General features: G+C 56.4%; 11 protein-coding genes, 4 tRNA genes and 2 rRNA genes (1 of these 17 cut by a window edge). All 17 read left to right on the top strand.

The window, feature by feature from the left end; translation table 11 throughout:
* A 23S ribosomal RNA gene (locus MOP87_RS18740) occupies positions 1 to 1,666 on the top strand; it begins 1,227 nt to the left of the window's first position.
* A gap of 134 nt (positions 1,667 to 1,800) precedes the next feature.
* Positions 1,801 to 1,916 (top strand): 5S ribosomal RNA (gene rrf / locus MOP87_RS18735).
* A gap of 224 nt (positions 1,917 to 2,140) precedes the next feature.
* The gene (gene birA / locus MOP87_RS18730) at positions 2,141 to 3,100 is read left to right on the top strand and encodes a bifunctional biotin--[acetyl-CoA-carboxylase] ligase/biotin operon repressor BirA (RefSeq protein WP_027915761.1); all 960 of its coding nucleotides are present in this window, start codon (positions 2,141 to 2,143) and stop codon (positions 3,098 to 3,100) included.
* The gene (locus tag MOP87_RS18725; protein WP_027915760.1) at positions 3,090 to 3,839 is read left to right on the top strand and encodes a pantothenate kinase; all 750 of its coding nucleotides are present in this window, start codon (positions 3,090 to 3,092) and stop codon (positions 3,837 to 3,839) included. The genes birA and MOP87_RS18725 overlap by 11 nt, the downstream gene beginning before the upstream one ends.
* Positions 3,840 to 3,846: 7 nt before the next feature.
* On the top strand, positions 3,847 to 4,272 hold the full coding sequence (locus MOP87_RS18720) for a hypothetical protein (protein ID WP_027915759.1): 426 nt from the start codon (positions 3,847 to 3,849) through the stop codon (positions 4,270 to 4,272).
* A 152-nt stretch (positions 4,273 to 4,424) separates the two neighbouring features.
* Positions 4,425 to 4,508, top strand: a tRNA-Tyr gene (locus MOP87_RS18715).
* Between the two features lie 24 nt (positions 4,509 to 4,532).
* Positions 4,533 to 4,606, top strand: a tRNA-Gly gene (locus MOP87_RS18710).
* Positions 4,607 to 4,635: 29 nt separating this feature from the next.
* Positions 4,636 to 4,711: transfer RNA gene (locus tag MOP87_RS18705), tRNA-Thr, on the top strand.
* 78 nt (positions 4,712 to 4,789) lie between these two features.
* Entirely contained in the window at positions 4,790 to 5,983 is a 1,194-nt protein-coding gene (gene tuf / locus MOP87_RS18700; RefSeq protein WP_038411791.1) for an elongation factor Tu, read from the top strand.
* Positions 5,984 to 6,037: 54 nt separating this feature from the next.
* A tRNA-Trp gene (locus MOP87_RS18695) sits at positions 6,038 to 6,113 on the top strand.
* A 44-nt stretch (positions 6,114 to 6,157) separates the two neighbouring features.
* On the top strand, positions 6,158 to 6,526 hold the full coding sequence (gene secE / locus MOP87_RS18690) for a preprotein translocase subunit SecE (RefSeq protein ID WP_145281192.1): 369 nt from the start codon (positions 6,158 to 6,160) through the stop codon (positions 6,524 to 6,526).
* Positions 6,527 to 6,535: 9 nt separating this feature from the next.
* Positions 6,536 to 7,069: a transcription termination/antitermination protein NusG gene (nusG, locus tag MOP87_RS18685; RefSeq protein WP_003255501.1), complete on the top strand. Its 534-nt coding sequence runs from the start codon at positions 6,536 to 6,538 to the stop codon at positions 7,067 to 7,069.
* A gap of 119 nt (positions 7,070 to 7,188) precedes the next feature.
* A complete protein-coding gene (gene rplK / locus MOP87_RS18680; RefSeq protein ID WP_027915748.1) occupies positions 7,189 to 7,620 on the top strand; it encodes a 50S ribosomal protein L11 in 432 nt (143 codons plus the stop codon).
* Positions 7,620 to 8,315, top strand: coding sequence for a 50S ribosomal protein L1 (rplA, locus tag MOP87_RS18675; protein ID WP_027915749.1), 696 nt, complete (start codon positions 7,620 to 7,622; stop codon positions 8,313 to 8,315). The genes rplK and rplA overlap by 1 nt, the downstream gene beginning before the upstream one ends.
* Before the next feature lie 197 nt (positions 8,316 to 8,512).
* Complete coding sequence (rplJ, locus tag MOP87_RS18670) at positions 8,513 to 9,013, top strand: 50S ribosomal protein L10 (RefSeq protein ID WP_016715872.1); 501 nt, start codon at positions 8,513 to 8,515, stop codon at positions 9,011 to 9,013.
* Between the two features lie 78 nt (positions 9,014 to 9,091).
* Entirely contained in the window at positions 9,092 to 9,457 is a 366-nt protein-coding gene (gene rplL / locus MOP87_RS18665) for a 50S ribosomal protein L7/L12 (RefSeq protein WP_003255496.1), read from the top strand.
* A 219-nt stretch (positions 9,458 to 9,676) separates the two neighbouring features.
* Positions 9,677 to 13,750, top strand: a complete 4,074-nt coding sequence (gene rpoB / locus MOP87_RS18660) for a DNA-directed RNA polymerase subunit beta (RefSeq protein ID WP_023535525.1) — start codon at positions 9,677 to 9,679, stop codon at positions 13,748 to 13,750.
* The last annotated feature ends 58 nt before the right edge of the window (positions 13,751 to 13,808 follow it).

Here is a 13,808-nt window from a genome sequence, read left to right as displayed (position 1 = left end):
GGTATCAGAAGTGCGAATGCTGACATGAGTAACGACAATGCGAGTGAAAAACTCGCACGCCGAAAGACCAAGGTTTCCTGCGCAACGTTAATCGACGCAGGGTTAGTCGGTCCCTAAGGCGAGGCTGAAAAGCGTAGTCGATGGAAAACAGGTTAATATTCCTGTACTTCCAGTTATTGCGATGGAGGGACGGAGAAGGTTAGGCCAGCCTGGCGTTGGTTGTCCAGGTTTAAGGTGGTAGGCTGAAATCTTAGGCAAATCCGGGATTTCAAGGCCGAGAGCTGATGACGAGTTGCCTTTAGGCGACGAAGTGGTTGATACCATGCTTCCAAGAAAAGCTCCTAAGCTTCAGATAACTGGGAACCGTACCCCAAACCGACACAGGTGGTTAGGTAGAGAATACCAAGGCGCTTGAGAGAACTCGGGTGAAGGAACTAGGCAAAATGGCACCGTAACTTCGGGAGAAGGTGCGCCGGCGAAGGTGAAGGGCTTGCCCCGTAAGCTTTTGCTGGTCGAAGATACCAGGCCGCTGCGACTGTTTATTAAAAACACAGCACTCTGCAAACACGAAAGTGGACGTATAGGGTGTGACGCCTGCCCGGTGCCGGAAGGTTAATTGATGGGGTTAGCGCAAGCGAAGCTCTTGATCGAAGCCCCGGTAAACGGCGGCCGTAACTATAACGGTCCTAAGGTAGCGAAATTCCTTGTCGGGTAAGTTCCGACCTGCACGAATGGCGTAACGATGGCGGCGCTGTCTCCACCCGAGACTCAGTGAAATTGAAATCGCTGTGAAGATGCAGTGTATCCGCGGCTAGACGGAAAGACCCCGTGAACCTTTACTATAGCTTTGCACTGGACTTTGAATTTGCTTGTGTAGGATAGGTGGGAGGCTTTGAAGTGGGGACGCCAGTTCTCATGGAGCCATCCTTGAAATACCACCCTGGCAACTTTGAGGTTCTAACTCAGGTCCGTTATCCGGATCGAGGACAGTGTATGGTGGGTAGTTTGACTGGGGCGGTCTCCTCCCAAAGAGTAACGGAGGAGTACGAAGGTGCGCTCAGACCGGTCGGAAATCGGTCGTAGAGTATAAAGGCAAAAGCGCGCTTGACTGCGAGACACACACGTCGAGCAGGTACGAAAGTAGGTCTTAGTGATCCGGTGGTTCTGTATGGAAGGGCCATCGCTCAACGGATAAAAGGTACTCCGGGGATAACAGGCTGATACCGCCCAAGAGTTCATATCGACGGCGGTGTTTGGCACCTCGATGTCGGCTCATCACATCCTGGGGCTGAAGCCGGTCCCAAGGGTATGGCTGTTCGCCATTTAAAGTGGTACGCGAGCTGGGTTTAGAACGTCGTGAGACAGTTCGGTCCCTATCTGCCGTGGACGTTTGAGATTTGAGAGGGGCTGCTCCTAGTACGAGAGGACCGGAGTGGACGAACCTCTGGTGTTCCGGTTGTCACGCCAGTGGCATTGCCGGGTAGCTATGTTCGGAAGAGATAACCGCTGAAAGCATCTAAGCGGGAAACTTGCCTCAAGATGAGATCTCACTGGGATCTTGAATCCCCTAAAGGGCCGTCGAAGACTACGACGTTGATAGGTTGGGTGTGTAAGCGCTGTGAGGCGTTGAGCTAACCAATACTAATTGCCCGTGAGGCTTGACCATATAACACCCAAGCAATTTGCTTCTGCAGATTGCGGTGGTGAAGATGACATGAACCGAAAGTTCGCAACGCATCACAAACATCACATATCCGGATTTGCTGGGCTGTCCAACAGGACATTCTGGCTACAGAATTTCTTGACGACCATAGAGCATTGGAACCACCTGATCCCATCCCGAACTCAGTAGTGAAACGATGCATCGCCGATGGTAGTGTGGGGTTTCCCCATGTGAGAGTAGGTCATCGTCAAGATTCATTTCGCAAAACCCCTATCTGCGTATGCAGGTAGGGGTTTTGTCTTTGCGTCTCAGACAAACCCGCCGGCATTGCTCCTGTGAAGGGCGCGAGGGCCGGCGGTCTGGTATCTGAGCGGGAGCCGTGCAGCGCACCCGGCTGCCCCCAATCGCAAGCCCTTGTCCTATGCAAGGCAATCCCCCATGGCTATCATGCCAGCCTCATTCGAAGTCGAGACGCGCATGCTGAAGTTGTTGAATCTCCTCAAGGATGGCCGATTCCATTCCGGAGAAGCTCTGGGGGCGGCTCTGGGCGTCAGTCGCAGTGCGGTGTGGAAGCAGCTGCAGCACTTGGAAAGCGAGCTGAACCTCAGTATCCACAAAGTACGTGGCCGTGGCTATCAGCTAGCTTCACCGTTGGTGCTGCTGGACGGTGCGGCGATCGCGGGCCATGCAGAGGCGGCGCCCTGGCCCACATTCATCCATGAGTCCATCGATTCGACCAATGCCGAAGGTATGCGCCTGGCGGCTAACGGGCAACTGGCGCCCTTCGTGGTATTGGCGGAGCAGCAGAGTGCCGGTCGCGGGCGACGCGGTCGGCAATGGATCAGCCCTTTCGCGCAAAACCTATACTTCAGTCTGGTGCTGCGCATTGACGGTGGCATGCGTCAGCTTGAGGGGCTGAGCCTTGTCGTGGGATTGGCGGTCATGCGCACATTGCAGACATTTGGGGTAAAGAATGTAGGCGTGAAGTGGCCTAACGACGTGCTGGTCGATGGTCAGAAGATAACGGGCATTTTGCTTGAGCTGATCGGTGATCCGGCAGACGTATGCCATGTGGTTCTGGGAATTGGCATAAACGTGAATATGCAGGCCAATACGCAGGTGGATCAACGATGGACCTCCATGCGTCGAGAATTAGGAGCGTCTGTAGACCGCAACCATTTAGTGGCGGTGCTGAGCCACCACTTGGAGCATGAGCTGGGGCGTCACCGCCGTTATGGGTTTGCGGCTTTTCAGGAAGAGTGGGAGCAAGCGCACCTCTGGCAGGGGCGCAATGTAACGCTCATTGCCGGAGCCACCCAGGTACAAGGAGTGGTCGCGGGCGTGGACGGGCAGGGCGGTTTGCGCATGCGCGTGGATGGCGTGGAGAAAGTCTTCAGCGGCGGCGAGCTTAGTTTGAGGTTGAGTGATGATTCTTGAGCTCGATTGCGGTAACAGCTTCATCAAATGGCGGGTAATTCATCTTCACGATGCAATGATTGTGGGTGGCGGGATCGTGGATTCCGACCAGACACTCATGGACCAGATCAGAGTGCTGGCAGGCGTTCAGATTACGGCTTGTCGTATCGTCAGCGTGCGCAGTGAGGAAGAAACCGATGCCTTGACGACCCTGATTGCCCAGGTATTTGCCGTCCAGGCTCAAGTCGCACAGTCAGCGCCGGAGATGGCGGGCGTGCGCAACGGCTATGCGGATTATCAGCGCCTCGGGATGGATCGTTGGCTGGCAACACTGGGCGCATTTCACCTGGCCAAGGGCGCTTGCCTCGTCATTGACCTGGGCACTGCGGCCAAAGCAGACTTCGTCGCCGCAAACGGCGAGCATCTAGGCGGCTATATCTGTCCAGGCATGCCGCTGATGCGTAGCCAACTGCGCACGCACACGCGCCGTATTCGCTATGACGATGCATCCGCCGAGCGTGCATTGGTCAGCTTGACCCCGGGTCGCTCGACGGTGGAGGCGGTCGAGCGAGGCTGCGTGCTGATGCTGCAAGGCTTCGTACGCACACAACTTGAGCAGGCGCGTGAAATATGGGGTGAGGATTTTACTGTTTTCCTGACGGGAGGGGACGCCCCGCTAGTCAAGGACTCGTTGCCTGACGCGCGCGTGGTGCCTGACTTGGTCTTTGTAGGCTTGGCCATGGCCTGCCCACTGAATTGAGGTGCCTATGCGCTGGTTGTTCTTGTTGCTGCTGATCCTCAACGGTGTGTACTACGTCTGGAATCAACAGGAGGCGCCGCTCAAGGTCAAGGATGTAACGCCGCTTTCGCTTTATAAAGGCAGTCAGCAGGACATTCGCCTATTGCGGGAAGCAGGCGTGGCGGCACCTGAGCGACGTCGCGAGGAGTGCCTCATAGTCGGAGGCGCAATGACGCCCGATACGCTTGAGTCGCTTCGTCAGCGGCTGACCAGCCTGGACATCGCCACGGCCCAGGTCCGAGGGCAGGTCGCAGGTGCCCAAGGGCGTTGGCTGAAAGTAGAGCCTGCAAGTGAGCGTTTGTTGGACCCAGCGACCCTCGACGCGCTTTCCAATGATTTCAAAGACTTAAAACATCAAATTATTTTCTGCCAGGGTATTGCAACTGGTGAATAGCTTGATAGAATGGCGCCCGCTTCGCAGGGAACACCACTCAGGTGGTTGAGTTGCAAGCAGTGTCACAGTAGCTAAGTTTCAGATTTGATTGAAAAAATTTGAAAAAGCGCTTGACACTAGGACGGCAGATGAATAAAATGCCGGCCACATCTGGAGGGATTCCCGAGCGGCCAAAGGGGACGGACTGTAAATCCGTTGCGAGAGCTTCGAAGGTTCGAATCCTTCTCCCTCCACCAGTTTTAGCGAGAGCCGCAAGCCTCGCGGGTATAGTTTAGTGGTAGAACCTCAGCCTTCCAAGCTGATGATGCGGGTTCGATTCCCGCTACCCGCTCCAAGTTTGCTGGTTATTGCACAATGTGTTTCGCTCTTGTAGCTCAGTTGGTAGAGCACACCCTTGGTAAGGGTGAGGTCAGCGGTTCAAGTCCGCTCAAGAGCTCCATATAAACAAGGCAGATATGAAAATATCTGCCTTTGTTTTATCAGCGCAAGACTATTTCTTCTGCGGAGGATTGTATCGATGGCTAAGGAAAAGTTTGATCGTTCCCTTCCCCACGTTAACGTCGGCACTATCGGCCACGTTGACCACGGTAAGACCACTCTGACCGCAGCTCTGACTCGCGTCTGCTCCGAAGTATTCGGTTCGGCAGTCGTTGAGTTCGACAAGATCGACTCGGCTCCGGAAGAAAAAGCGCGCGGTATCACCATCAACACCGCTCACGTTGAGTACAACTCGACCATTCGTCACTACGCTCACGTTGACTGCCCAGGTCACGCTGACTACGTGAAGAACATGATCACCGGTGCTGCCCAGATGGACGGCGCGATCCTGGTTTGCTCGGCCGCCGATGGTCCGATGCCACAAACCCGTGAGCACATCCTGCTGTCCCGTCAGGTTGGCGTTCCGTACATCGTGGTCTTCCTGAACAAGGCTGACCTGGTAGACGACGCTGAGCTGCTGGAACTGGTCGAGATGGAAGTTCGCGACCTGCTGTCCACCTACGACTTCCCAGGCGACGACACCCCGATCATCATCGGTTCGGCTCGTATGGCGCTGGAAGGCAAAGACGACAACGAAATGGGCACTACCGCTGTTAAGAAGCTGGTAGAAACTCTGGATTCCTACATCCCTGAGCCAGTTCGTGCCATCGACCAGCCTTTCCTGATGCCGATCGAAGACGTATTCTCGATCTCGGGTCGTGGTACCGTTGTGACCGGTCGTATCGAGCGTGGTATCGTCCGCGTTCAGGATCCGCTGGAAATCGTTGGTCTGCGTGACACCACCACCACCACCTGCACCGGTGTTGAGATGTTCCGCAAGCTGCTGGACGAAGGCCGTGCTGGCGAGAACTGCGGCGTTCTGCTGCGTGGTACCAAGCGTGACGACGTTGAGCGTGGCCAGGTTCTGGTCAAGCCAGGTTCGGTCAAGCCGCACACCAAGTTCACCGCAGAAGTCTACGTTCTGTCGAAAGAAGAAGGCGGTCGTCACACTCCGTTCTTCAAAGGCTACCGTCCTCAGTTCTACTTCCGTACCACTGACGTGACCGGTAACTGCGAACTGCCGGAAGGCGTTGAAATGGTAATGCCAGGTGACAACATTCAGATGACTGTTACCCTGATCAAGACCATCGCAATGGAAGACGGTCTGCGCTTCGCTATCCGTGAAGGCGGTCGTACCGTCGGCGCCGGCGTCGTAGCGAAAATTATTGAATAAGTAGTTGATTTACTTGATTGGGCCGGTATAATAGCCGGCCTGATACAGCGTTACAGGTCAGTAGCTCAATTGGCAGAGCGACGGTCTCCAAAACCGTAGGTTGGGGGTTCGATTCCCTCCTGACCTGCCATTTCACCTCGGTGTGATGGCTTTCTTCTTACAGGATCCTCCTCGATGACCCCCAAATCTGAAGCCCAAGAATCGCGTTTTGATCTGTTCAAGTGGCTGGCTGTAGTGGCTTTGGTGGTTGTTGGTGTAGTGGGTAATCAGTATTACTCCGCTGCTCCAATTCTGTACCGCGTACTCGCACTTCTTGCTCTGGCTGCTGTTGCAGGCTTCGTTGCCTTGCAGACCGCGAAGGGTAAGTCGTTCTTTACGCTGGCCAAGGAAGCGCGTACCGAGATTCGTAAAGTCGTATGGCCGACCCGCCAAGAAACCACCCAGACCACGCTGATTGTTGTGGCTGTCGTGCTGGTTATGGCTCTGCTGTTGTGGGGGCTCGATTCCCTGCTCGGCTGGGCGGTCTCCTTGATCGTAGGCTAAAGGTGCCCCGTGGCTAAGCGTTGGTATGTTGTGCATGCTTACTCGGGTTACGAGAAGCATGTGATGCGCTCCCTGATCGAGCGCGTCAAGCTGGCTGGCATGGAAGACGGTTTCGGCGAGATCCTGGTTCCGACCGAAGAAGTCGTTGAAATGCGTAACGGCCAGAAGCGCAAGAGTGAACGCAAGTTCTTCCCGGGCTACGTGTTGGTCCAGATGGAAATGAACGAAGGGACTTGGCACTTGGTCAAGGATACCCCGCGCGTGATGGGCTTTATCGGTGGTACGGCAGACAAGCCCGCACCCATCACTGATAAAGAAGCTGAGGCAATCCTGCGTCGCGTTGCCGACGGCAGTGACAAGCCGAAGCCTAAGACGCTGTTCGAGCCAGGTGAAGTGGTTCGAGTCATTGACGGTCCGTTCGCAGACTTCAATGGTAGTGTCGAAGAGGTTAACTACGAAAAGAGCCGCCTGCAGGTTGCAGTGCTTATTTTCGGTCGCTCTACGCCTGTGGAGCTCGAGTTCAGCCAGGTCGAAAAGGTCTAGGCGGACGAAGCATCCCATACCCCGCAGCCCTGTGTGCTGCGGGGTTTTGTCGTCACTGGGATAAAACGCAAGTCATCCGGGGAGCCAATAGGCGTTCGTACCCGATATTGGAGTAGCTCATGGCTAAGAAGATTCAGGCTTACATCAAGCTGCAAGTTAAGGCCGGCCAGGCCAACCCAAGCCCACCCGTTGGTCCAGCGCTGGGCCAACATGGTGTGAACATCATGGAATTCTGCAAGGCCTTCAACGCCCGTACCCAGGGTCAAGAAGCCGGCCTGCCGACTCCAGTGATCATCACTGTATACAGCGACCGTAGCTTCACCTTCGAGACCAAGAGCACCCCTGCCTCGGTTCTGCTGAAGAAAGCTGCTGGCCTGACCAGTGGTTCGGCTCGCCCGAACACCGTTAAAGTCGGTACCGTTACCCGCGCTCAGCTGGAAGAAATCGCCAAGGCTAAACAAGCCGACCTGACTTCCGCTGACCTGGACGCAGCTGTACGCACCATCGCTGGCTCTGCCCGCAGCATGGGCTTGAACGTGGAGGGTGTGTAATGGCTAAGCTGACCAAGCGCCAAAAGGCAATCGCCGAAAAAATCGAAGCAGGCAAGGCCTACAACTTCGAAGAAGCGGCAACTCTGCTGGCTTCCCTGCCAGCCGCCAAGTTCGTCGAGTCTTACGACATCGCGGTAAACCTCGGTGTAGACCCACGTAAATCCGACCAGGTCGTTCGTAGCGCTACCGTGCTGCCACACGGCACTGGCAAGACTGTACGTGTTGCTGTCTTCACCCAGGGTCCAGCTGCTGAAGCCGCTCTGGCTGCCGGCGCTGACCGCGTAGGTATGGACGATCTGGCTGCTGAAATGAAAGGCGGCGACCTGAACTATGACGTCGTCATCGCATCGCCTGATGCCATGCGTGTCGTAGGTCAGCTGGGTCAGGTTCTGGGCCCACGTGGCCTGATGCCTAACCCGAAGGTTGGTACCGTAACTCCAGACGTAGCCACTGCCGTGAAAAACGCCAAGGCTGGTCAGGTTCGCTACCGTACCGACAAGAACGGTATCATTCACACTTCCGTTGGCAAAATCGGCTTCGAAGCCGGCAAGCTGAAGGAAAACGTTGAAGCACTGATCGCTGACCTCAAGCGTATCAAGCCAGCTTCTTCGAAAGGTATCTACGTCAAGCGCGTTACCCTGAGCACCACTATGGGCCCAGGTCTGGTCATCGATCAGAGCTCGCTGGACGTGTAAGAACATGGTGGTGTGACCTGTCACGCCACCAGCAAAAATTGGGGTCCCTGCCTGGCGGGGGCTATCCAAGACCGTAGGCGGCGCAAGCCTTAAAACACCAGCCCACGCAGATGGTGCTCCCGATTCGTTACCGAATCAGACACCAAAACGACATCCGGCTTCGGCCAGATGAAACGGTAAAAACCAGGAGTAAACCCGTGGCAATTAAACTCGAAGACAAGAAGGCCATCGTCGCTGAAGTCAACGAGGCTGCCAAAGTCGCTCTGTCCGCTGTCGTGGCCGATGCCCGTGGTGTGACTGTAAGCGCAATGACCGGACTCCGTAAAGAGGCCCGCGAAGCTGGCGTATACGTGCGTGTCGTACGTAACACCCTGCTCAAGCGCGCTGTTGAAGGCACCGAATTTTCGATCCTCAACGATGCGTTCAAAGGCCCGACCCTGATTGCTTTCTCCAACGAACACCCGGGCGCTGCTGCTCGTCTGTTCAAAGAGTTCGCCAAGGGTCAGGACAAGTTCGAGATCAAGGCAGCTGCGTTTGACGGCAATTTCATTGCAGCGAACCAGATCGACGTGTTGGCTACCCTGCCGACCCGCGACGAAGCTATTGCAAAACTGATGAGCGTGATCCAAGGCGCTACCAGCAAGCTGGCTCGTACTCTGGCAGCCATTCGCGACCAGAAAGAAGCTACCGCTGCCTAAGGCAAGCGAAACTCTTTCAAAATCATTCGTTTAATTTGATGGCTGCGTAGGCTGTCACCCCAATACAGGATTTAAGTCATGTCCCTGACTAACGAGCAAATCATCGAAGCAATCGGCCAGAAAACCGTTCTGGAAGTTGTTGAGCTGATCAAAGCTATGGAAGAAACCTTCGGCGTTACCGCTGCTGTTGCCGCTGCTGGCCCAGCTGCTGCTGCTGCCGTTGTTGAAGAGCAGACCGAGTTCAACGTTGTTCTGGTTGAAGCTGGCGACAAGAAAGTGAACGTGATCAAGGCCGTTCGCGAACTGACCGGTCTGGGCCTGAAAGAAGCCAAAGAGAAAGTCGATGGCGCTCCTCAGGTTGTAGCTGAAGGCGTTTCGAAAGAAGCCGCTGAAGACGCTAAGAAGAAGCTGGAAGAAGCAGGCGCTAAAGTCGAGCTGAAGTAATCTCGACCTTGCGACGCCAGTCCGAGCGTTGAGCAAAGGGCTGATGGCTGGTGGCTTATGCCACCGGCCTTTTTCCGTTATTGGCGGTCGGTCAGGCCGGCCCCGATAACAAGCTGCAAGACACCCATGTGGGTGGCGCAAACCAAGGGTTTGCACGATTTTCTGGCTGCTCCCGCCGGGAGAAGCCAAACAAGCAGGTGACCAAGCTGGGGAACGCTGATGGCTTACTCATACACTGAGAAAAAACGTATCCGCAAGGACTTTAGCAAGTTGCCGGACGTGATGGATGTGCCTTACCTCCTGGCCATCCAGCTGGATTCGTATCGCGAATTCCTGCAAGCGGGAGCATCCAAGGATCAGTTCCGCGACGTCGGTCTGCATGCGGCCTTCAAATCGGTATTCCCGATCATCAGCTACTCCGGCAATGCTGCCTTGGAGTACGTAGGCTATCGCCTGGGCGAACCCGCCTTCGATGTGAAGGAATGTGTCCTGCGTGGCGTGACCTTCGCGGTCCCACTGCGGGTCAAGGTGCGCCTGATCATCTTCGACAAGGAATCGTCGAACAAAGCGATCAAGGACATCAAAGAGCAAGAAGTCTACATGGGTGAAATTCCCCTGATGACTGAGAACGGTACCTTCGTAATCAACGGTACCGAGCGTGTGATCGTTTCCCAGCTGCACCGCTCGCCGGGTGTGTTCTTCGACCACGACCGTGGCAAGACTCACAGCTCGGGCAAGCTGCTGTACTCCGCTCGCATCATTCCTTACCGCGGTTCCTGGTTGGACTTCGAGTTCGACCCGAAGGACTGCGTATTCGTGCGTATCGACCGTCGCCGCAAACTGCCGGCTTCCGTCCTGCTGCGCGCGCTGGGCTACAGCACTGAAGAAGTGCTGAACACCTTCTACACCACCAACGTGTTCCATGTTTCCGGCGAGAACCTCAGCCTGGAACTGGTGCCACAGCGTCTGCGTGGTGAAGTCGCGGTCATGGACATCCATGACGAAAACGGCAAGGTCATCGTCGAGCAAGGCCGCCGCATCACCGCGCGCCATATCAATCAGCTCGAAAAAGCCGGTGTCAAACAGCTCGACGTGCCGATGGAATACGTCCTGGGCCGTACGACTGCCAAGGCCATCGTGCACCCTGCAACCGGCGAGATCATTGCCGAGTGCAACACCGAGCTGACGACCGAACTGCTGGTCAAAGTCGCCAAGGCACAGGTAGTCCGTATCGAGACCCTGTACACCAACGACATCGATTGCGGTCCGTTCATCTCCGATACCTTGAAGATCGACACCACCAGCAACCAACTGGAAGCGCTGGTCGAAATCTACCGCATGATGCGTCCAGGTGAGCCGCCGACCAAGGATGCTGCCGAGACCCTGTTCAACAACCTGTTCTTCAGTGCCGAGCGTTACGACCTGTCCGCCGTCGGCCGTATGAAGTTCAACCGTCGTATCGGTCGCACCGAAATCGAAGGTTCGGGCGTGCTGAGCAAGGAAGATATCGTCGAGGTTCTGAAGACCCTGGTCGATATCCGTAACGGCAAAGGCATCGTCGACGACATCGACCACCTGGGTAACCGTCGCGTACGTTGCGTCGGCGAAATGGCCGAGAACCAGTTCCGTGTAGGCCTGGTGCGTGTAGAGCGTGCGGTCAAGGAACGTCTGTCGATGGCTGAAAGCGAAGGCCTGATGCCTCAGGACCTGATCAACGCCAAGCCGGTTGCGGCGGCGGTGAAAGAGTTCTTCGGTTCTAGCCAGCTTTCGCAGTTCATGGACCAGAACAACCCGCTCTCCGAGATCACCCACAAGCGCCGTGTTTCCGCACTCGGCCCTGGCGGTCTGACCCGTGAGCGTGCTGGCTTCGAGGTTCGTGACGTACACCCGACCCACTACGGCCGCGTGTGCCCGATCGAAACCCCTGAAGGTCCGAACATCGGTCTGATCAACTCCCTGGCTGCGTATGCTCGCACCAACCAGTACGGCTTCCTGGAAAGCCCGTACCGTGTGGTGAAGGAAGGCGTTGTCAGCGACGACATCGTATTCCTGTCCGCCATCGAAGAGGCCGATCACGTGATCGCCCAGGCTTCGGCCGCGATGAACGACAAGAAGCAGCTGATCGATGAGCTGGTCGCTGTGCGTCACCTGAACGAATTCACCGTCAAGGCGCCGGAAGACGTCACCCTGATGGACGTTTCGCCCAAGCAGGTAGTCTCGGTCGCCGCGTCGCTGATTCCATTCCTCGAGCACGACGACGCCAACCGTGCATTGATGGGCTCGAACATGCAGCGTCAGGCTGTACCGACCCTGCGTGCCGACAAGCCGCTGGTAGGTACCGGCATGGAGCGCAACGTTGCCCGTGACTCCGGTGTCTGCGTAGTTGCCCGCCGCGGTGGCGTGATCGACTCGGTCGACGCCAGCCGTATCGTGGTCCGTGTAGCGGATGACGAAGTGGAAACCGGCGAGGCAGGTGTAGATATCTACAACCTGACCAAGTACACCCGTTCGAACCAGAACACCTGCATCAACCAGCGTCCGCTGGTGAGCAAAGGTGACAAGGTGCAGCGCGGCGATATCATGGCCGATGGCCCGTCCACCGACATGGGTGAGCTGGCGCTGGGTCAGAACATGCGCATCGCGTTCATGGCGTGGAACGGCTTCAACTTCGAAGACTCCATCTGCCTTTCCGAGCGTGTGGTTCAGGAAGATCGCTTCACCACGATCCACATCCAGGAACTGACCTGTGTGGCCCGTGACACCAAGCTTGGCCCAGAAGAGATCACTGCAGACATCCCGAACGTGGGTGAGGCTGCACTGAACAAGCTGGACGAAGCCGGTATCGTTTATGTAGGTGCCGAAGTTGGCGCTGGTGACATCCTGGTCGGCAAGGTAACGCCAAAAGGCGAAACCCAGCTCACCCCTGAAGAAAAACTGCTGCGCGCGATCTTCGGCGAAAAAGCCAGCGACGTTAAAGACACTTCCCTGCGCGTGCCTACCGGCACCAAGGGTACTGTCATCGACGTTCAGGTCTTCACCCGTGATGGCGTCGAGCGTGACAGCCGTGCGCTGGCCATCGAGAAGATGCAGCTCGACGAGATCCGCAAGGACCTCAACGAGGAATTCCGCATCGTCGAAGGCGCGACCTTCGAGCGTCTGCGCTCTGCGCTGGATGGTCAGGTGGTCGACGGTGGTGCAGGCCTCAAAAAAGGCACTGTCATCACTGATGAAGTCCTCGCCGGTCTGGAGCACGGTCAGTGGTTCAAACTGCGCATGGCCGAGGATGCACTGAACGAGCAGCTGGAAAAAGCTCAGCAGTACATCGTCGACCGTCGCCGACTGCTGGACGACAAGTTCGAAGACAAGAAGCGCAAGCTGCAACAGGGCGATGACCTGGCACCAGGCGTTCTGAAAATCGTCAAGGTTTACCTGGCAATCCGCCGTCGCATCCAGCCGGGTGACAAGATGGCCGGTCGTCACGGTAACAAAGGTGTCGTCTCGGTGATCATGCCGGTCGAAGACATGCCGCATGACGCCAATGGCACACCGGTCGATGTCGTACTGAACCCGCTGGGTGTACCTTCGCGTATGAACGTGGGTCAGATTCTGGAAACCCACCTGGGCCTCGCGGCCAAGGGTCTGGGTGAAAAGATCGATCGCATGATCGAAGAACAGCGCAAGGCCGCAGAGCTGCGCGTGTTCCTGACCGAGGTCTACAACGAGATCGGTGGTCGTCAGGAAAGCCTCGACGAGTTCAGCGATGAAGAAATTCTCGCCCTGGCTCACAACCTGAAGAAAGGCGTGCCAATGGCAACGCCAGTATTCGACGGTGCGAAAGAGAGCGAGATCAAGGCCATGCTGAAGCTGGCTGATCTGCCTGAGAGCGGCCAGATGGTGCTGTTCGATGGCCGTACCGGCAACAAGTTCGAGCGTCCTGTGACCGTTGGTTACATGTACATGCTGAAGCTGAACCACTTGGTGGACGACAAGATGCACGCGCGTTCCACTGGTTCTTACAGCCTGGTTACCCAGCAGCCGCTGGGTGGTAAGGCGCAGTTCGGTGGTCAGCGTTTCGGGGAGATGGAAGTGTGGGCGCTGGAAGCATACGGCGCGGCATACACCCTGCAAGAAATGCTCACAGTGAAGTCGGACGACGTGAACGGCCGTACCAAGATGTACAAGAACATCGTGGATGGCGATCACCGTATGGAGCCGGGCATGCCCGAGTCCTTCAACGTGTTGATCAAAGAGATCCGTTCGCTCGGTATCGATATCGATCTGGAAACCGAATAACACGTGACGTGAAGGGGAGTGGGGCAGGCAGTGCCCGCTCCCTGCTCCGCCAGGAGGA

The organism is Pseudomonas sp. I3-I5 (genome assembly GCF_022699445.1).
Classification (GTDB): Bacteria; Pseudomonadota; Gammaproteobacteria; order Pseudomonadales; family Pseudomonadaceae; genus Aquipseudomonas; species Aquipseudomonas fulva.
This window is presented reverse-complemented; position numbering and strand designations above follow the sequence as displayed.

What these genes read in the sequence shown, in the direction of transcription:
- rplA (WP_027915749.1), top strand. Translation starts at nt 7,620, where the DNA reads ATGGCTAAGCTGACCAAGCGCCAAAAGGCAATCGCCGAAAAAATCGAA.
- secE (WP_145281192.1), top strand. Translation starts at nt 6,158, where the DNA reads ATGACCCCCAAATCTGAAGCCCAAGAATCGCGTTTTGATCTGTTCAAG.
- rpoB (WP_023535525.1), top strand. Translation starts at nt 9,677, where the DNA reads ATGGCTTACTCATACACTGAGAAAAAACGTATCCGCAAGGACTTTAGC.
- MOP87_RS18720 (WP_027915759.1), top strand. Translation starts at nt 3,847, where the DNA reads ATGCGCTGGTTGTTCTTGTTGCTGCTGATCCTCAACGGTGTGTACTAC.
- rplL (WP_003255496.1), top strand. Translation starts at nt 9,092, where the DNA reads ATGTCCCTGACTAACGAGCAAATCATCGAAGCAATCGGCCAGAAAACC.
- rplK (WP_027915748.1), top strand. Translation starts at nt 7,189, where the DNA reads ATGGCTAAGAAGATTCAGGCTTACATCAAGCTGCAAGTTAAGGCCGGC.
- birA (WP_027915761.1), top strand. Translation starts at nt 2,141, where the DNA reads ATGCTGAAGTTGTTGAATCTCCTCAAGGATGGCCGATTCCATTCCGGA.
- MOP87_RS18725 (WP_027915760.1), top strand. Translation starts at nt 3,090, where the DNA reads ATGATTCTTGAGCTCGATTGCGGTAACAGCTTCATCAAATGGCGGGTA.
- tuf (WP_038411791.1), top strand. Translation starts at nt 4,790, where the DNA reads ATGGCTAAGGAAAAGTTTGATCGTTCCCTTCCCCACGTTAACGTCGGC.